This is a genomic window from Segatella copri (assembly GCF_019127135.1).
GTDB lineage: Bacteria > Bacteroidota > Bacteroidia > Bacteroidales > Bacteroidaceae > Prevotella.
The window spans coordinates 1-20,129 of record NZ_JAHOEA010000046.1; the positions used below are offsets into that span (position 1 = coordinate 1).

The 20,129-nt window shown below is 43.9% G+C and carries 15 protein-coding genes; 6 read left to right on the top strand and 9 right to left on the bottom strand.

The genetic code is table 11. The features are described 5' to 3' along the window. Nucleotides 1-225 precede the first annotated feature (225 nt). A complete protein-coding gene (locus tag KSW37_RS11585) occupies nt 226-585 on the top strand; it encodes a hypothetical protein (protein WP_144008270.1) in 360 nt (119 codons plus the stop codon). 5 nt (nt 586-590) lie between these two features. Further along, entirely contained in the window at nt 591-1,457 is an 867-nt protein-coding gene (locus KSW37_RS11590; RefSeq protein ID WP_177900383.1) for a WG repeat-containing protein, read from the top strand. Between the two features lie 185 nt (nt 1,458-1,642). On the opposite strand, the gene KSW37_RS11595 is transcribed toward KSW37_RS11590, so the two are convergent. From KSW37_RS11595 to KSW37_RS11615, 5 genes are all read right to left on the bottom strand, one after another. Then, complete coding sequence (locus tag KSW37_RS11595; protein WP_217314566.1) at nt 1,643-2,122, bottom strand: hypothetical protein; 480 nt, start codon at nt 2,120-2,122, stop codon at nt 1,643-1,645. A 120-nt stretch (nt 2,123-2,242) separates the two neighbouring features. Next, the gene (locus KSW37_RS11600) at nt 2,243-2,554 is read right to left on the bottom strand and encodes a nucleotidyltransferase domain-containing protein (protein ID WP_217314567.1); all 312 of its coding nucleotides are present in this window, start codon (nt 2,552-2,554) and stop codon (nt 2,243-2,245) included. 50 nt (nt 2,555-2,604) lie between these two features. Beyond that, the gene (locus KSW37_RS11605) at nt 2,605-7,668 is read right to left on the bottom strand and encodes a RecQ family ATP-dependent DNA helicase (RefSeq protein WP_217314568.1); all 5,064 of its coding nucleotides are present in this window, start codon (nt 7,666-7,668) and stop codon (nt 2,605-2,607) included. A 136-nt stretch (nt 7,669-7,804) separates the two neighbouring features. Next, nucleotides 7,805-8,362, bottom strand: a complete 558-nt coding sequence (locus KSW37_RS11610; protein ID WP_217314569.1) for a hypothetical protein — start codon at nt 8,360-8,362, stop codon at nt 7,805-7,807. 93 nt (nt 8,363-8,455) lie between these two features. Beyond that, nucleotides 8,456-9,229 carry a helix-turn-helix domain-containing protein gene (locus tag KSW37_RS11615; RefSeq protein ID WP_254368639.1) on the bottom strand — a complete coding sequence of 258 codons (774 nt, stop codon included), beginning with the start codon at nt 9,227-9,229 and terminating at the stop codon, nt 8,456-8,458. 203 nt (nt 9,230-9,432) lie between these two features. Here KSW37_RS11615 and KSW37_RS11620 point away from each other — a divergent pair, with 203 nt between their 5' ends. Further along, nucleotides 9,433-11,529: a hypothetical protein gene (locus tag KSW37_RS11620; RefSeq protein WP_217314570.1), complete on the top strand. Its 2,097-nt coding sequence runs from the start codon at nt 9,433-9,435 to the stop codon at nt 11,527-11,529. 44 nt (nt 11,530-11,573) lie between these two features. Here KSW37_RS11620 and KSW37_RS11625 read toward each other — a convergent pair whose 3' ends face one another. The 4 genes from KSW37_RS11625 to KSW37_RS11640 all read right to left on the bottom strand — a co-directional run bounded on the left by KSW37_RS11625 (nt 11,574) and on the right by KSW37_RS11640 (nt 15,914). Continuing rightward, nucleotides 11,574-12,512 carry a DMT family transporter gene (locus tag KSW37_RS11625; RefSeq protein ID WP_117585935.1) on the bottom strand — a complete coding sequence of 313 codons (939 nt, stop codon included), beginning with the start codon at nt 12,510-12,512 and terminating at the stop codon, nt 11,574-11,576. A gap of 28 nt (nt 12,513-12,540) precedes the next feature. After that, nucleotides 12,541-14,127, bottom strand: coding sequence for an ATP-binding protein (locus KSW37_RS11630; RefSeq protein WP_217314571.1), 1,587 nt, complete (start codon nt 14,125-14,127; stop codon nt 12,541-12,543). Nucleotides 14,128-14,279: 152 nt separating this feature from the next. Next, entirely contained in the window at nt 14,280-15,101 is an 822-nt protein-coding gene (locus tag KSW37_RS11635) for a bifunctional hydroxymethylpyrimidine kinase/phosphomethylpyrimidine kinase (RefSeq protein ID WP_217314572.1), read from the bottom strand. A 45-nt stretch (nt 15,102-15,146) separates the two neighbouring features. After that, on the bottom strand, nt 15,147-15,914 hold the full coding sequence (locus KSW37_RS11640) for a radical SAM protein (protein WP_022120410.1): 768 nt from the start codon (nt 15,912-15,914) through the stop codon (nt 15,147-15,149). Nucleotides 15,915-16,218: 304 nt separating this feature from the next. Here KSW37_RS11640 and KSW37_RS11645 point away from each other — a divergent pair, with 304 nt between their 5' ends. Genes KSW37_RS11645 through KSW37_RS11655 form a run of 3 tightly spaced genes read left to right on the top strand, consistent with a single transcriptional unit; the run spans nt 16,219 to nt 20,035 of the window. Further along, nucleotides 16,219-16,698 carry a sigma-70 family RNA polymerase sigma factor gene (locus KSW37_RS11645; protein ID WP_118201809.1) on the top strand — a complete coding sequence of 160 codons (480 nt, stop codon included), beginning with the start codon at nt 16,219-16,221 and terminating at the stop codon, nt 16,696-16,698. 17 nt (nt 16,699-16,715) lie between these two features. Continuing rightward, nucleotides 16,716-17,402: a DUF4974 domain-containing protein gene (locus KSW37_RS11650; protein WP_254368640.1), complete on the top strand. Its 687-nt coding sequence runs from the start codon at nt 16,716-16,718 to the stop codon at nt 17,400-17,402. A gap of 17 nt (nt 17,403-17,419) precedes the next feature. Then, the gene (locus tag KSW37_RS11655; protein WP_217314574.1) at nt 17,420-20,035 is read left to right on the top strand and encodes an outer membrane beta-barrel protein; all 2,616 of its coding nucleotides are present in this window, start codon (nt 17,420-17,422) and stop codon (nt 20,033-20,035) included. Nucleotides 20,036-20,129: the final 94 nt, after the last annotated feature.

A 20,129-nucleotide genomic window follows, 5' to 3' on the forward strand; every position in this document is an offset into this window, starting at 1 on the left:
TCCATAATCGAAAAAATTCCCCCAAAAGGAGTGAGTTTCTCAGATTTTATTTGTACTTTTGCCATGTCATTCAGAATTTTGTTTGTTTTTATTTTGCAACACTAAGATAAGTGAAATTTCTGACATGGCAAAATCCTGAGCAACTTTTTGTTGCTCAGGTGCTTATAAAAAATATTAAATTATAGTGTTGCGGAAATTAGAGTAAAGTAGAAATAATAAGCCCTTATGGAAAACGTATTTAGAGATTATGGTAGATTTGAAAACGAATCCAACAATCAAATCATCTGTTTTAATGTAACACGCACCTATTTATTGTGCAAAAGACCCAGTTTGTATGAATGTGTAAGAAAGTATTGGAGATTGAATGGGGAACGAGCTAAAAAGGCAGAATACGTTTTTGCCATTTGTTCTGGTTACATCGTAGGGGTATTTAAGCCAACCCATTGGTTCCTTACAGATTCAAATGAATATGTAGGTCGATGGGAATTTGAAGGTGTAGAGATTTCAGACTCTCCGTATTTACATATGGATATTTCTCAACTTGTAGGAAAAAGACAAAATCCAGTATCATACATTAATATGTAATCATCATGAGAAAAGAACAATTACTTAACATATACGAAGATAATGGGTTATATGGAGCAAAAGACCAAAATGGACAGATTGTTATTACCGCACAATATACGGAAATGTATCAATTTAGTTGTGGACTTTCATTGGTTAGAAATAGTCAATATCAGTATGCTTACATTGACTACGATAATAATATTGTTATTCCATTTGGTGTATATTCTTGGTGCGAACCTAGGTTTGTTTGTGGCTATGCCAGAGTGTTAAAAGATAAATGGGGTATCATAAATACAAGAGGAGATTTAATTATCCCATTAAAATACGATAAAATATGGGCATTAAACGAAGAATACTTATGTTCCATAAAAGCATATGATGGTACACAAGAAACAAGTATCAACTTGTTAAAGCTAACATCAAACAACATGCTATTAGACGGACTTACCTATATAGCAACATATTCAGTAAACGATTTTAAAGAGCTGTCTAATTGCAGTCATGTATACATTAAAAAAGATATAGAAACCAACCAATTATTTTTCACTTATGGAACAAATATTGGTGCTGTAGCTATAAATTCTATTCCAAAAGAACCAATGTTTTCAATTGTCAGCAATAGCAACGGAAAGATATTTGTTTTACTCACAGAAAAATGCGATGTAGGAAAGACCTCATTTCCACCTTCATCTATAGAAATAAATGATGACAGTAACAAAAAAGGAAAGAAACTGGCTTCAAATTATCATAAAACTTCATTTTGGGATTATGAAAACGAGAAAATGAATGATTACGATAATTGGAGTGACCCTTTTGGTGACGAGAGAGCGTTTTATGACGGTTGGTCTAGAGAGGACGTAGAATCAGGTTTGGCTGATGCCTATGAATAAATAAAAAGAATACATTAGTGTCCGTTAAGACTGAAGGTCTTATTTGTTCAGATGGGACTACATAAAAGGAACCGACTGATTTTAGGCTAAAGCCCAAGGTCAGTCGGATTCCTTCACCATAAACCTTTGATTTCGTTGAATATCAAAGGCTTATGGTGAGGGATTCTTTTGTTAGCTATATCATTTTATCCATCAATCCAAATGCTTAAAGCTTTTGATAGCTTGAACTCTGGCAGTTGTGCTATGATGCAACGACGCAAGAAATTGAATACTTCGTTATAACATTCCATAAGTATCTTGCCATCCAAACTCAAAATGGCATAAGTATTATGGATTGGTACTTCGTAGTTCCAACTACCATTTACACGATGGTAGTCATTATCGCTTCCCATTTGATAAGTTTGAAAGCTTTTCTTGTTTAGTAAAGCTAAGCGAGATGGAGTGTCAGGAATACTGTTTAGTTCTTCCAATACATTTGGCGCATCATAGTTGCCGCCATCTTGGTAACGTAATTGATAGAACTTCTCAAAGAAAGGGATAAACTCTTTGTCTAACAACTTTTCGTCAAGTGTGTAAACATAATAATCCTCTGTTTCTTGGCGAACGTAAATGTCTTCAAGGTGATACTCTTTTTCTATCTCCTTGAAAATGTCTTCGAGTGGCATCTCGTCAAGATGCTTCGATATTTCTTTCCAATGGCTGTTTTTATCTTCAGCCCGATTGCTAAATAACGTCCCATGATTCTGTATTTTTATATTGTGTTAATGAGGTAAAGTTGTCCTCTTTCATATTACAATTCCTTCCTTATTTACATTATGATAGAATAAGGTATAATGGTTCTCCTCCCATTCTTTTTTGGAGAAAAGTATAGGGTTGATGATTTCATCAATATCCCAGCCTAATTCTCTTAGTGGATAAGAATACTTATCGTAATCTTGAAGCGTAACTTTTGGTTTGTCTAGAAGAATCAATACATCCCAATCACTTCCTTCATGTTCTGTACCTCTAGCGCGGGAACCAAACAAGATAGCTTTTGCATGAGGATCAATCTCATGCAATCTATTGTGCATTGCTTCTATGATTTGTTTCTTCTCCATATCTATCAATATTAATATATGTGTTGCAAAAATACGAGTTTTCTTTCCTGTTATCCCATAGATTTTATTCTTTTCATTACCAAATCAGCGAGCACGATGGCAGATTCCTTCTCATCCCTCGGTGCATCCTTTGACTTCCATGCCACGATGAAGCGGATTCGGGCAGCAGTTACCTTGTAGCCTTTCAACTCCCATTTGCCTAGTTTCTCTTTCATCTTGATGGAGAGCTGGGCTATGTCTCTGCCTGTTGATGGGAGACAGAGGCAATGGTCGTGGTAGGTTAGCGGCATACCGCTTCTCAAGGAAAGAATAGCGTCCTTGTGAGGCTTGGAGAAGCCCAGGTTTACATCCTTGTGTGAGAGCTGAAGCACTATTTCGTTGGGCTCATCGTAGGCTTGGGCATCATAGAGATGCTGGGCACTGTTCAGGCTGTCGAAGAGATTGCCGTTGGTGTGGATGGTTAGTGTACGCTTGGCACGGGTCATGCCCACATAGTATCGGCGCAGTATGTCATCGGTAGGATGCTCGGGATGGGTAATGAGCATCAGTACATGATCGAACTCATGACCTTTTGCCTTGTGGATGGTGCTGACCACAATGTCTGATTTCGAGATGTCACAGAAATCTTCTACTGAAGATTCGAACACGAACTCCCTCAGGTCGCTGTAGTATTTGGCACGATTGGTCTGTTCAAATATCTGAAGGCTGCGGCGCAGATATGGCAAAGCCTGGCTGCTGGCATACTTTTGGAATGTTTGCTGCTTGGCTGCTTCCCAAATATCATCAGGGATGATAGGGGATTTCGTCTCCTTGATACCTTGATCTATCTTCTTCAAGAAGTATCTTACCTCTGCCAGATTCCAGAAGCGCAAGCCGTCCATTGATTGTACCAGCTTGGCCTTGATGTTATGGCTGTGAAGAAGAGCCAGCATGATGACTGCCTCTTCATTGGTCTGCGTGAGGATACTGATGGTTTCGTTCTTCTTGCGGGAAGATGCATCGGCTTCTTTTGAAACGTTACTTCCTAGTAATCGCGTAACATCTTCTAGGATAGGCTGATACATATAAACCTTTTTCTCCTGAATCTCGTAAGGATGCTTCACGATTCTTACCTCTCCATCTTCTTGACTCATGGAGATGATAGGGGTAGATTTGATTCGCTGACGGATGTTGCGGGCGAAGTCGTTGGCTGCATTCACGATGTGGCGAAGGCTGCGGTAATTCTCGGTCATCTCGATGAAACGGCTGTGTTCTGTCTGGGTCAATTCATAGAGATACTGCGAGTTGGAACCCCTAAACTCATAGATGTTCTGGTCATCATCGCCTACGGCTATCACCCTCATCTCTTCGTTGGCTTTCATCAGAGCAGAGACAAGGGCATAGTCATCCTTGCTCATGTCTTGTGCCTCGTCAATAACGAGCACGGTCTTGCTGATGCGATTGGGCTCCACTTCTCCATTGTTGATCATTTCGGCGGCTTGCTTAACCACATCTCCAGCCTCATCCAGATTGCCAACTCTGCCCAGCAGGTCGAAGCAGTAGGAATGGAAGGTCTTGATTTCTACGAAATGGGCGGCATTGCCGATGAGTTGCATCAGGCGCTGCTTGAACTCGGTAGCGGCTGCACGTGAGAAAGTAAGCATCAGAAGTTGTTCGTGCTTTACATCTTCCAACAGCAGGAGAGAGGCAAGCTTATGTACGAGTACACGTGTCTTGCCGCTGCCAGGACCGGCAGCGACTACGATGCAGCGGGACTCGTGGTCGTCGATGATTTCCTTCTGTCGCTTGGAGAGCATTCCGAAGAGTTGCTTATACTTCGAAGGTGTTACGTTGCGCTCTATCTCAGTCTCCCGGTTGCCCTTGAAGTACTTTGAGATGAAGCGGTGGTAGTCCATCTGGAAGTAATCCTGCACATATTGCAGGGCGGCATCGTAATCCCTTACCATCAGGTTGGCATATTCGCCCACGATGTGAATCTGCTGAATCTTCTGCTTGTAGAATTCATTGAGCATGCGGTAATCCTCCTGCTTATAGTGGAGGCGAGGTTCCTTGATGCGTTTAATAGCCATCGCATTGTAAAGCACCAGGAATCCTCCTTCCAGCTTCATGGCTCCTATCTTGGAGAGATAGAGCAAGGCTTCCTCCACGTCTTCCAACTGCAGGGAAGAGAAGTCGGAGAAGAGTGACTGGTTGCTGGATTTCAGATCGTTCAGAAGTTCAACTACCGAGAATTGAAGAGGCTTCTCTTTTTTATTGTCTGTTGCGCCAGAGGCTTTTCCTAAACCTTTTTCTTCAGAAGAATTCTTTTCTTCAGAAGAGCTATTGTTGCTCTCTTCTGTTATAGTTTTATTTATTTCCTCAGCCAGGCTGTATAGTCTTTCGATAATGAATCGGCAAACTTCAATTCGTCTTTCGAATCGTTTGATGATGGTCTCTATATCCTTGTCTCTTGTTACGATGAGATTGCGGACGCCGTCTTCCTTCTTGTGCGTATATCCCTTTACTGCCAGGAAGTATAGCAGTGTGCGGATTTTCTTTTCGGTTGAAGTGTTGATGCCGTCGTGTACGGCATTGTCATTGAGTTGCTTGTATGTGATGTGCAGCGATTCATCCGGGATATGTTCCAGGATGTATCTTTCCAGTTTGGCGAAGTTTTCCAGCATCTGCTGAGGCTTGCGTTGCTTGTCGCTGATGTCTTGCAGATAGGCAGAGATGTCACGGGTATCGGCAAGGATGCCTTCCTGGCGCATTCTGTCAACGGAGGAGATGACGTCTCGCTTACTGAGTCCTAGGATGTCGGCGAGGTAATCGATGCGGGATTCAGCCTCGCTATCCTGTGCCTTGGCTATATGCTTCTGGGTGATGAGCGACTTGATGATGCGGATGGCATTCTGCATCTCATCTTCAGAGAACAGGGGGGATTCGGTGAGGCGCAGTCTTGCCTCGTCCATGTTCTTGACGGTGATACCTGTGGCGTAGACGTGCGGAATATTGTTGCCACGCTCTATGTATCCGCTCTGTTCTAGAGCAGATAGGGCGGTGCGGACACGGGTTTCTATGTCGGATACTGAGTCATCCCAACCGGCTTGACGGGCTATCTCCAGTGCCGAACAACTTACATGTGGGCGCTGTTTGGTAAAATCTTTAATGGCTTTCCATACCTGTTGTATCTCGCTGATACTCAGTTTGGTTTGGTTGAGCAGGATGAAGTGCTTGTCCAAGTCCTCGTCGCTATAGAGTACATAGCATTTGGCATTGAGGTGTGGATCTCTTCCTGCACGTCCTGCCTCCTGTACATAGTTCTCCAGAGAGTCGGAGATGTCGTAGTGGATAACCAGCCCCACATCGCTCTTATCTACTCCCATGCCGAAGGCGGAGGTGGCAACGATAATTCTAACCTTATCGCTCATGAAGGCATCCTGATTGTGTATCTTCTCATCGGCATCCATCTTGCCATTATAGGGCAGGGCGGTTATGCCGTCACGTGTCAGTTTTTGGGCGAGTTCCCAGGTTCGCTTGGTGCGGGATACGTAGATGATGGTAGGGCAATCAGCCTGCTCTACCAACGAGCGCAGTAGATTGTATTTGTTGCCGTCACTATCTACGTGGATAACGGAATAGTGCAGATTGGTACGTGAGGCTGATGAGGCGAAGAGCTGGAGGTCGGTGCCCAGCCAATGCTTGAAATAGTCGCAGATGTCTTGCACCACCTTCTGTTTTGCAGTGGCGGTGAAGCAAGATACGGGTATCAGGGTTTGACCATGATTGCGGGCCATAGCATCTTTGCCAAACTTACGTTCCTGATATTCCTTGATAAATTTGCCGATGTATAGGTAATCCACCCGGAAGTCTTGTCCCCATGCAGAGAAGCAGTGAGCTTCATCAATGACGAATCTCACCACATGCCGTGCCATCAGGATGCGCTCGATGGTTTTGGAGCGCAACATCTCTGGTGCTATATATAATAAGGTGGCATCTCCGCTCTGCACTCGTTCGATGGCTAGGGAGCGGGAGATAGGGTCGAGGAGACCGTTGATGGTTACGGCATCGGTGAAGCCGCGGTCTGCGAGGTTATCTACCTGGTCTTTCATCAATGATTGCAGAGGCGAGATAACCACGGTGAGTCCATGTATGGTTCTGCCATCCATCAGGGCTGGTAACTGGAAGGTGAGCGACTTGCCGCCACCCGTAGGAAATATAGCCAATAATGACTTACCATCCACTGCTGCCTGCGATGCCTGTTCCTGCAGCGGTTCTCCGTCATAGGTACGGAAGGCATCATAGCCGAAGAGTTGTTTCAGGTTGTGATGAATGTCGAGCATGCGGTTGCAATACTCGCAGCCATCGGTGCATTGAGTATGGCAGAGCATATAGATGATATGTTCTACTTCGGGATAATGGCAGAGTACCCAACCTGGGGTTACAGATTGGTAATCGTCTGTGCCTATGAGGGCCAAGGCGTATGCCAAGCCGCAAGGCGACTGGGCTGCAAGAGCCGGAATGTCGGCATGGGCGCAAATATGATTTTTGTATTCAGAAAGAATGAATTCTGAAACGCCTATCATTGCGTCATCCTTTTCGATGGCTCCCACATACATCAGGAATCCTCTGAATTCCTCTTCATTCTGGAGCAGCAAGGTGAAGATTTTCCTCTTCCTTTCTGATAATTGATTCCATGCAGCGATTTCATCCATCAAAAGCTCCTTGGCTTTCTCACAGTCGTTGACAGGATTGTTCATCTGCTCGCTCATCAGTTTGTCGTCCTTTACCAGATGATGGTAAGGGCGTTTGGGAAAGAGGAGTGGGGAGAGATAGAGGGTATCTATCAGTATGCCGTTGAGTTTGAGATAGCGGGCATCGTGATGAATGAGATTATGTCCGCAGATATAGTCAACCTTTCCTTCTTGCAGGAACTTGTTCAGTGCCGTCTGCGATGCTTGGTGAAAGGTGGCTCCGTCATAACGCAATGCTCCGATGTCGTGTATTTTATGGTCTTTCAGTCCCACTTCGGTATCCACGAAGGCAATATTTCTGCTTCTGGCATCTTCCTTCTTGATGTCAGAGCTTACGGTGAGATGGTTCTTCCTTTCAAAGAGGCGACTGAATATTGACATAATCTTCGATGTTTATATTTACACCGCAAATGTACAATTATTATTTGATATATGCAAATAATCAAGTGCTTTTATCTTCTTAGAAAGCAGTTTTTATACAATTCCAAGAGGCTCGTGAGGATATCTTCAAGGCTGATTAATATGCACCTAAAACCTTCCAGTCATCTATGAGTTTGAACAGTCGGGGCATGGCTGGCTTGTAGCTGTCGGGATAGGTGAGGGAATAGACGAAGAGTATTCTGCCACTCTTGATGAATTTATCGTAATGACTGTAGCCATCTACTCTTACTCCGTTTTCAAAGACAGGACCGCAGAGGATGAATGCCTTATTCGATGCCTGCATCGTCCTCTCTGAATGAAGCTTCTGGGCTAGAGAATCGGCACAAGCCTGGAGGGTGTTGCTATAGTTGGGGGTAACGTAACTCTCCAGGATGATGTTGGCATGATTGGTGAATGAGAAGCGGGCATAGCCCTGGTATCCCGATACCGAAGTATCCTCCTGCTGGAAGAAGCAAGGATATTTGATAACGTAGCCGAAGTCCGGGTCATTGTATTCCTTCATGGGTGCCATCTCTACCTTGGTCTTGAAATCCGCCATCGGTGTATGCTGCTCTTTCGTAACCTCATGGTGATAGTTGATGATGAAGTTTATCATCATCAGCAAGACAACTGCTATCAAAAAAATCTTCTTCATATCTTTGCTCCTTTTGTATTTTAGCTGCAAAGGTATGAAGAAGATGGGAAAAAGCCAAATAACAAGTATGACATTTGGCTGACATTTCTGAACTTATCTGATTATCAGTCGATAAGACTTGCCTCTTTCCGATTCAATCAGGAGGTTGCTATTCTGCTCAATCACCGGTTTGATACGGCGAATCAAGGTATAGAGCGTTTCGCTGGCATCCGGTTTCTTGGGCCAAAGAGCATCACAAATCTCCTGTTTGGAGAGTTGATGATGCGTATTGTTGAAGAAGAGTTGCATCAGCTGGTGCTGCATCGGAGTAAACTTGATGGCTTGTCCGTTTTCCTGATTGTAGAAGGAATCCTCGTCTTGAGAATAGCACATGGTGCCGAACATATCGGCCTCATGATTCCAGGGTTGTTTTCTGCGATGATAGTATAGCGATGCAATAGCCCAAATCATAGCCATGAGGGTAAGCGTCAAAGATGTCCGCTGGTTGCTCATACTCAAAACATCTGCCATCGAACAGTTAGCATAACTTTGGATAGAATGCTCGTTGAGAAGCATCTCTTTGCTGCTGAGCAGGTTGGCGCTATTTACCAACTGGGAATTGTTCTTGCCTCTTCTTCTGTCTTCCATCACATAGCAGAGATTACTTGTCGACTTCAGCAGGTCGATGCTGAGATGTGACCGGTAGCTCTGGATGGTATCAGGCGTAATCCATTGATATTTATTTTCCTGAAGTGTCAGAGCCAAAGCTTTGTTCATATCTTGTACAATGGCATACTGTGCCTTGCGGTAGTTGCTCACGCTGGAGAATGCCGCAGACATCACAAGGATGGCGAAGATGAGGATGGAATGATATGCTTTCAGTTTCATATTATCTATTCTGTTTAAATGATATACTGTTTAAAGATTCAAATGCAAAAGTACAGAAATTCTATGAAAGATGGTATAAAACTAGATATAATATTCGTTAATTGATAAATGTCAGACTCATGTCAGTCATATTTTTCGCTTCGGTCTTCTCTTTTTGATACCTTTGCAGCTGAAAACAAGTTTTAGAAAAGTATATGATGACAATGAAGAAAAGTAAATTGTTAACAACTATGGTGATGCTGTGGGCATTGATCTCTTGTTTAGAAATACGTGCCCAGGAAATCCAGAAGGTATCGAATGATTCTATAGCCTTGCAAGAGGTTGTTGTGAAGGCGGCACGAGTAGTCAACAAGGAAGATGGCAAGTTGATATTCCCAAGCTATATTCAGAAGCAGCGTTCTTTTTCTGGTTTTTCGCTTTTAGGAAAGTTGGCTTTGCCTCATATTAGGGTTGATGAGGCAGGCCGTTCCATTTCTGCTGCCGATCATAAGGGAGAAGTGCAGATTCGTATCAATGGCATTCTCGCCAATATGCATGACGTGCAGATGCTGGATGTAGCTTCTATTATGAGTGTAGATTATATCGACAGTCCTGGCGTAAGATATGGAAAGAATATTGCATACGTGATAGATATTCATACCCGCAGGGCTTCATCGGGTGGCAGTTTGGGCTTCAACTTGACCAATGCGCTAACTACCAAGCTCGGTTCGAACGATGTCTATGCATCCGTCAATAGGGGCAAGAGTCAATTGAATATTTTATATGAGCAGACTTATGAGGATAATAAGGCTTCCGAATATAATGAGGATGCTCAGTATCTTCTAAATGATGGTTCTGAGTATCAGATATCTCGAAAAATTATGAATGTGGCAACTCGAAATTATGATAATACATTGCAGTTGAAGTATAATCTGGCTGATTCTGCCTTATATGTATTCCAGACAACGCTTACCACGGATTTCAGCAATCAGCCTTATACATCGAATGAGATGTGGTTTTCTGAATCTGGAAAGCCTGCGTATCCTGTTTACAGAACCAGCAAGGGTAGGGATTTTACTCCTGCTCTCGATTTGTATTTCTATCATCAGTTGGGCAAGCATCAGTCTTTGTCGGCAGATGTTTTGGGTACTTATATCCACACCAAAGGAGCCTATTATGAAGGTGAGGGCGAACCCTATCAATATCAGGTAGATGGAAAGACCTATTCGCTCATAGCCGAGGCTATCTATGAAAACCGGTTGAAACCCTTTACTTTTTCTGCAGGAACCAACTTGAACTGGAAATATATGGATAATCAGTATTTGGGTGATGTGGTTAGCGAGAATGGTATCCGTTCATTGGGTATTTATGGTTTTGCACAAATCAAGGGAAGTTTGGGACAATTCAAGGAAGGAACATCCCGTTTAACTTATGTGGCTGGCTTCGGGTTGAGTAATCAGTCTTATCGACAGGGAGATGAGGAATTTAGTTTTTGGCTTTGTCGTCCGAAACTCACATTGGCTTATTCCTTGACATCTTCGTTTCAGATCCGCTTGGGAAGTGAATTATCACAGCATATTTCGCAGATAGCCATGATTTCGGATACCCGTATTCGAAAGAACAGTATGGAATGGACTGTGGGTAATCCTTCGCTTAAGCCTAACAGTAGATATGAGAACTGGGTTGCGTTCTCTTTCAGTAAACCAAGGATAAATACTGATTTTACCTTGAATTATCGCATCAATCGTCATTGTGATTTGGCGAAATACACCCGCACGGAAAATGATCAGTTTCTTTATTCCCAGACGAATCAGCCCCATTGTAATATGTTGTATCTTACGAATGATACCCGGTTTGACATTATTCCCGATCACCTTATATTATCTGTGAATGCAGGTATTTACCGTTTTTTCAATAAGGGCGATGAGTACAGTCATTGTTATACCGCTTATAATTATAGTGGAACATTACAGGGATATTGGGGAAAATGGACAGTGATGCTGTATGCTGATAGCGGTTGGAACTTTATGGAGGGAGAGAATATCGGGCATAATCCTCCTTCATTGGCAGCCTCAGCCAGTTATCATATAGGTGATTTCGATTTTACGCTCTATATGTATAATCCGTTTATGGCTCATCCGAAATCCTATTCTGCAGAAATCGTCAACGCTTTGCTCCACAAGCAGGTTCGTGGATATGACAATTCGATAGGTAATTTGCTCCGTATCGGTGTTGCCTGGAATATCAATCGGGGAAAGGAATATCGTAAGATACAGCGGAATATCAACAATGAGGAGAGCGAAACGGGTATCTTGAAATAGGTGGCTTTGCTTTCTATATGGGTTGCATGGGCAACAGCCGGAATTTATTTCTTCCCTTTATTGATGATATAAATTCCGGCAGTAGCCAATGCGCCTGCTATCAGATACTTCCAGTAGAAGGTTTCGCCCAGACAGAGGCAGGAGGTGATGGCTCCTACTACGGGGATGAGCGAATTGTATATCGCTACCTTTCCTACGGGATTGCAGCTCAATAATTTGTTGTAGAGAGCGAAACTGATGGTTGAGATGGCAATGAGCAGCAGAAGGATGGTGATGCCCCAGAGGCTGATGACTGGCAGATAGCCACCCATTAACAATGCAGGAATCACCAACAAGGCTCCACCGATGCTCAGCGAATAACCGGTTCCTACGAAAACATCCACCCTCTTGCTCAATCCTCGGGTCAGCAGGGAAGCACTGGCTCCACACAGGGCATTGAGGATAATCATGCCATCGCCCAGGAAAGTGAAACTTCCGCTTTCCTTTCCGCCAAGGTTCAAGGCAAGGATGCCCAGGAAGCCGATGATGCAGCCCAATGCCTTTCGCCACGTCATCCTGTCGCTCTTGAAGAAGATGCAGGCAAGGATAACCACCGTGAAGACGCTCATAGAATTGAGTATCGCCGAACGTGCTCCAGCATTATGCGAGAGTCCGAAATAGAAGAAAGCATAATGAAGGGTGGTGTTGAGGAGTGCATAGAGGAGAAGGAACCAGACATTCTCTTGAACAGCTTTCTTCTTGAATCCGAATTCACGGTGTGAACTTCTGGCGATGGCAAGGATGATGATGCCGGAGATGAAGAAGCGGATGCCGGCAAAAAGCATCTTGCTTCCGGTCATGTCTGCTGTAATCTGATATTCCTCCATTCCCATTTTTATCAATGGATAAGCCCATCCCCACGAGATAGCAGCCGTAAGGGCGAACAGGCTTACCCATACCGGGCGCTGAAATATACTGAGTGTATTTGTTTCTTTCTTTTCCATTTATATTTATTGTAGGAGTATTGAAGGGTTATTTTACCTCTTCAAACTCCCAGTCTTCTACTGTTCTGGTTTGAGTACTGAAGCTGATACCTATTTTATATATTTTTCTTTCATCTGCTGAGTAGGGAATCATATAACCTTTCTCGTCTATTTGCTCCAAAGCCTCTTGGGCAGGTTTGTTAATCTTTATCTCAAAGACAAAAATTGCTGAAGGAGCAAACATTACAGCATCAGCTCTTCCCCTGCAACTTTTTACTTGTGTATAGGTTGCCACATTCATCATTGAAAGAACGATGTAGAGAATAGTCTCATAATAATATTCGCTCTTTTGCATATTCTCCAATACGCTCTTTCCTCCCTCTGGGTATGGAATAGAAGCAAAGTAAGCCTTCATCTGCTCCATGGCTTGGTCTATGTTACCCGTCAGCAGATCACGATAGAAGAGTGCTGCAAAACCTAAGGACTGGCTATCGCTCTTGCCGGAATAGATGGGAAGGAGATTCTCCATTAATCCTGCCCTTACCTCTTTGTTTGGAATGCCTAGATAATACCCATTGCTCAGCGGGTCATACTTTTTGATGGTAAGATAGCCGCTTTGGTAGAGCAAAGGCAAGGCATCACTCATTTTCTCCGTAGGACGGTCGAAGGATGAGGAAAAGGCAAACATATCGTCAAGTGTTGTGACATCTGTATGGAAATGTTGCATCTGATGAATCAGGTAGGTTGATGTACCCGAAGCATACCAGTAGTTGTCGATGAATCCTGCCGCAAAACTTCTCATGAGACTGTATGGATTGAAGATATCTTCACCTTCCCGGCTGAAGTGGTAACCATCATAGTTTTCTCTTAGCAATTCTCTCATTCTTTCGAATGATACATGATTTTTGCTAGCCAGCAAAGCAATATCTTCTTTCAGAACGGTGTTCAGTTCATCCTTGGTGATGCCGCAGATGGTAGAAAACTCCGGATCCATACTGATGTTGGTAAGATTATTGATGGTGCTGAAGATGCTGAGTTGAGAGAATTTTGTGATTCCCGTGATAAAGGCAAAATGAATATGCGAACTGTTGGCTTTAATAGGCGCATAAAACTCCTGCATGATAGTTCTTACTGCTTCCAGTTTGGTCTCATCATGCAACACATCAAGTAGAGGAGCATCGTATTCGTCAATAATGATAACGACTTTTCTGCCGGTCATTGATTCTGCCTGTTCTATGAGCTGGGTTAAGCGGTTACCGGCACTTTTCCTCATATCTTCTATTCCGAATTGCTTTTCGAACCTGCGTAATTGCATGTCGAATTTTTCTGGAAAGAGAGATAAATCGCAGTTCTTGAAGGTTGACAGATCGAAATGGAGTACAGGATATTCTATCCATTCTTTTTCCAAAGTTTCGATAGCGAGTCCTTTGAAAAGATCTTTCTTTCCTTCAAAGTAAGAGCGCAGCGTACTGCTTAGCAGGGACTTACCAAAACGGCGTGGACGGCTAAGAAACACATATTTGTATTTCTTTGCCATATTGTAAATGAGGGCGGTTTTATCTACATAGATCATACCTTCCTCTATGATGTCGTTGAAGGTTTGCACCCCAACGGGATAGATTCTTTCCTTTGCCATAATCTTCGAAGTTTATATTTCCACCGCAAATTTACAATTATTATTTGATATATGCAAATAATCAAGTGCAATTGTTTTCTTTGAAGGCTAGTTTTTATACTAGCCCAAGAGACTCTGCCGAGGTTCAAGGCAAGGATGCCCGGAAATCCGATTTACAAGTCCCCCAGATGCCTTTCTATCGGAATACCTCGGTTCTTGTCCTTGTCATCCTTGTTGATGTCTATCCAGTTGCGCAGGGTATCCATGGCGATGCGGGTGGCATGGCGAAGATTATCGCCGTCCTTTAGTCTGCCCACGATGATGCTGGAGAAGATGTCGCCGGTGCCCGGGAACTGAACAGGGATTTCTTCGTAGGGCAGGAGGAAATACTCTTCTGTAAGATGATTGAAACCTACCACGGCATGCTGACCCTCTACGATGCACGAGGTGATGAGCACGGAGTGGGAACCGATGGCTCTCAGTTTATCTATCAGTTCATAGGCTTCCTTCTCCGAGATTCCCTCTTCCTTGTATTCCGAATCCGTCAGCAGGCAAGCCTCGGTATAGTTGGGAAAACAGAGATGCGATACGCTCAGCATCTCCTTCATGCATCTCACGGTACTCTCACTGGCTCCACCATAGAGCTTGCCGTAATCGCCCATCACGGGATCCACATAGATGTCGGTGCCCAGTGCTGCCTGTTCTCTGCAATAGCGTGCCACCAGCTTAGCCTGACGCTCCGAAGCCATGAAACCCGTGGTGATGGCATCGAAATGAATGCCCAGTTCGTTCCACTTCTGCAAGGCTTCCTCTATATACGAAGTGCATTCCAGAATGGCGTACTTGCCGTATGGGAAGGTATTGCTGATGAGCATGGTGGGCAGATTGAACACGTCGAGTCCCATATAAGAGAGGATAGGCATCTGAACAGCGGCAGATACCTTTCCGTAGCCACACATATCGCTGATAATAAGGATATTACTTTTCGCTTTCATTCTTTCTTTTTTCTACTTGCTTTTCTTTCTTATCCTGATTATCTCTTAATAGCTGGCTGTACACTTGATGCCCAGAGCCTCTACACGCTCCTTGATGGCATCGAGTACTTCCTTTGGCGCCTTTTCCAGCAACTTGTCTGGTGTTTCGCGGGCGATGGTATAAACCATTACCTGCTGAGGCTGGATGTCTTTCACTGCCTCCAGCCAAGGAGCTACGAAGTGCTCGCTGGTATTGTCCAAACCGTCACCTCTCAGGAACATGGTCTGGATGATGACGTGCCCCTTGAACATCTTCAGATATTTAATCACATCCTTCACGTCGTAGTTAGGCTGCTGAGGGCGGTCCAGCTTCTTGATGTAATCCATATCCACGGTATCCAGTTTCAGGATGTTGTTATCCACGAGCATCAGCGCCTCTCTCACTTCCTCCTTATATATATAGGTGGCGTTGCTGAGTACGGATACTTGTGCTTCAGGGAAATATTTCTTGCAGAGTTCCATCGTATCTTCCACGATTCCCTTGAAGTCTGGGTGTCCCGTAGGTTCACCGTTTCCTGCGAAGGTAATGTCGTCCAGAGGCTGGTTGTTGTCGTGGCGCTCTTTCAGAACCTTCTCCAATCCTTCTCTTACCTCCTCGCGGGTAGGGCGCTTCTTCTTAGGACGGAAGTCGGCGTTGAATCCGCATTCGCAATAAACGCAGTCGAATGAGCAGACCTTGCCATCAGATGGCATGAGGTTGATGCCCAATGAAACACCCAGACGGCGGGAGTTTACCGGACCGAATATCGGTGATGGATAAATAATCGTTGACATAATCTTATTCTCCTTTATCTAATCTATTCTTTATTTTATCTTGGTAATACCTAGATTTTATACCAATCTTATTTACTTGTTCGTAATTTGGTGGGCAAAAGTACTAAAAAATGTTGGAATGAACAAATAAATCAACTGAAAATCGATTTATCCTTACCATTTGTCTTCTATCTCCGATAGATTGTGTACTTTTGTATTCCAATCCGGGGAGAATCTTGGTGATTTCGATTCGGATTTAAAGGAAAAAACAAAAAAGTTGATGTTTTGCTTAGTTTTTCGCTTGGCTCAACTGTATAGATAGTATATGAACAGAAAAAAGGACATAGAACAGTTATTCCGTCAGCATTACGCGAAGATGTACAATCTGGCCAGATGCATTCTTTCGGATGATGACGAGAGCAAGGATGTGGTGAGCGAAGTATTCGCCCAGATTCTTGCCGATGATGTGGTTCTGGTGCCTGGGAGTGAGGATGGTTACTTGATGCGGAGCGTACGCAACCGCTGTCTCAACCTGATAGCTCATAAGAGCGTGAAGGAAAGGGTGGCGAAGCTGCTGCTGGATGATGCCGACGTGATTCTCTCAGAAGAGACTGATGAGCGACTCGACCGGCTGATGCTTCTCATCGAAGACCTGGAACCACCTATCCGACAACTCATTTTCCGTCTGCGCTATCTTCAGGAGAAATCTTATCAGGAGGTGGCTGATGAAGTGGGAGTGAGCAAGGTGACGGTGTTTAATCATCTCTCGAAGGCGATGGACTGGATTAAGAAACAATTTAAATGAGCAAGACAATGACAAACATGAGTAAAGAAGAAAAGCGGATGATGCTCTTTGACATGCAGGAGCATCCCGAGAAATATACTGACGAGCAGGTGGAGCACCTGCTTGCCGATGAGGAAGTGAAGGAGTTCTTCCATGAACTGGCGATGGCGAGAATGGCTGGCAAGAAAGCCAATCCGAAGGAGGTGGATGTGGATGGAGCTTGGAAGGAATTTGTTCAGGCACATCACGAGGATAAGATGGCGATGGATGCCGGCAAATCCAAGAGCGTTTATCGTAACCGGGTGAAGATTGCTGCATCCATCGTCGGCATCATCTTCCTTTCGGGGGTAGCCTTGGCTGCGATTCACAATGGCTGGTTGGGGTTCCCGGCTTCTGATCAGACAGCGGATAACAAGGCTGCGACAGAACAGCTGGCAACAACCCAGGCGCTGCCGAATGACAGTCTTCGTGCTGCAACAGCAGAGAACAAGGATTCGCTTGATATGAAGCCGGTGGTGTTTGATGATGCTGAATTGGGAACCATTCTGGCTCAGTTATCCGGTTTCTATCATGTCAAGGTGGAGTATGTGGATGCCGGTGCCCAGCACATCCGTCTCTTCTTCAACTGGAACAAGACGAAGACTTTGGAGCAGAACCTGAAGATTTTGAATGCTTTCGACCGCATACAGATAGAGTATATTGACGGAACATTGATGGTGAAATAAGATAGGAGGATATATTTATGAGAGATTTTTGGAAACCAATGCCCGTTAGCGGCAAGCTTATCAGAGAGCTTCTTCTTCTCTTCCTGTTGCTTTGGGTTCAGCAGTCTTATGCCCAGCGCATCACCCGACAATATAATAATGTGTCGTTCTCTGCGGCGTTGAAGGATTTGAATGCCCGCCAGCATAAGTACACCATCAACTTCGTGTATGATGAACTGGAGGATTTCAGGGTGACCAAGAGCATCAGAAACCAGAGCGTTCCCGATGCCATCATGCAGCTGATAGGATTCTATCCCATCAGGATGACGCAGGTGGAGGATAATATTATTGTGGAGTGTACGCAGAAGACTCCCACCAAGATGATAGGTCGCATCATAGATAATAAGAATCGCCCTGTAGATTTCGCCAATGTTGCCCTGCTGAATGTCCGTGACTCTTCTTTGATTAATGGTGGCGTTACGAATGAGAACGGCCAGTTCGTGATTCCCTGCGAAGCCACAAAGGCGATAGTAAGAGTAAGTTGCGTGGGCTATATTACGACAAGCAATACATATAATATAGGTAAGATAGGGACGATAACTCTGAAGGAGGCAACGATGAATCTGCAGAAAATAGTAGTGAAAGGACATCGACAGCCTTTCAGAATGACTTCTGAAGGATTGGTGGCTCAGGTAGAAGGTACATCCTTGGAGAAAATGGGCTCGGCAGAAGATGTATTGAAACATCTTCCGAGAGTGATGCAGAAGAACGGTGATATAGAAGTCTTGGGAAAAGGTAAACCTTTGATTTATATCGATAACAAGAAAATCAAGGGAACCATTGATCTCGATAGATTGAGTTCTTCTGACATCAAACATGTAGAGGTGATAACCGAGCCGGGTGCTGAATACGATGCAACCTATCAGTCTGTCATCAGAATCAAGACGACAAGAAAGAAGGGAGAAGGACTGGGATTGACTTATCGCCAGGTCTATCAGCGCAATCATCAGGACAATCATCGTGAAGTACTCGATTTGAATTATCGCTATCGGGGATTGGATATCTTCTCCAATTTGTATGGCGGTTTGTCTCAGGGCTATCAGGATCAGCATAATGATAACAGACTCTACGGCAAGACGCTCATGAATATCAACGAAGACTTGATTATCAAAAACAAGAGTTACTATACCAGTGGAAGTCTTGGTTTTAATTATGTTTTCAATGATAAGCATTCCGTGGGTGCTACTTACGAGGTGAACATCAATCCTTATAGTCGGGGTGGATGGAATTCGCTGATGGATGTCTGGAAGAATGGCTCCAAGACAGAAAGCTATACAAATGATATGTATTGTCGTTTCAAAAGCCGACCTACGCAGGATATTACGGCTTATTATGCCGGACAGATAGGAAAGGTGAGCATAGAATGGAATGGGGAAATATATCTTCGTAAAACAGGACAGACTCAATATTCTGAAGAAACAGGAATTGAGGGCGGAGATTCTCGTACGATAGAATCTGATTTCACAGCTGATAGTTGGATGCATGCATCTAAGCTGGTACTGAGCTTTCCGGTATGGAAAGGTACTCTGAAGGTTGGTAATGAGTTTACCGAAAGTTGCCGTGCCAATCTTTATACTATAGATGAACAGGGAACTGACTTGCCAGGCAAGACGGACGACCAGGTGAAGGAAAGTAATCTTGCAGCCTTTGTTTCTTATGGATTGAGACTGAACAAGGTAGAACTGAATGCTGGCCTCAGATACGAACATGTTTCTTCCAATTACTATAATACAGGTGGTGATTATTGGAGCGAGGAGAATAAGGATTATTTCGTACCCGACCAGAGTCGTAAGTACGACCATTTCTTTCCGAATGTGTCCTTGACCTTTCCTGTCGGGAATGTGAAAATGAATATGGTTTATAAGGTGACGGTGAGTCGTCCTTCCTATAGTCAGTTAAGTAGTAACGTGCAATATAATAGTCGCTATTATTATCAGGGTGGAAATCCATTGCTCAAGTCAAGCTTCGAACATGGCATAGGGATTAATCTGGGATATAAATGGTTCCAGTTTTTTGCCAACTGGCGTTATCTTGTAGATCCTTGCTATCAGGTGATAGAACCGTATCATGACAATGAGTTAATCAGTATGTACACCTTTCGTAATTTGAATCATACTCAGGTTTGTTACGTGGGACTGACGGCATCGCCAACGATAGGATGGTGGCATCCTACGTTGGACGCTGGTATGAGAAAGCAGTTCCTGACCATTGGTGGTAAGGCATACAGCAAACCGATATTCATGGGCTCTTTCAATAATGCGTTTTCACTACCATGCGGTTGGACGCTTAATCTTGATATGAGTTGGAACACGCAGGGCCATTCTGCGCTTCCGCTTTATATGGCACAAGGAGGAGTGGACGTCTCTTTGCGTAGAAGTTTTCTTCACGACCGCCTGAATGTCATTTTGGCGGGCAATGACCTTTTTGCGACGATGCGCAATTCCACAAGATTGGTATATGGTACCAGCGATATCTATACCAGAAAATATACGGATACCCGAATGTTCATGTGCTCATTCAGCTATAAGTTTAATGTTAGTAGAAGCAAGTACAAGGGTACGGGTGCCGGTAATACTGAAAAGAGCCGCTTGTAGTTCTTGTTAGGAAGAAACTCTCTTAATAAACAATGAATATATGACAATCGGTCAAGCGAAGGCAAAACCTTATTGTTTTGCTCTTTGCTTGACC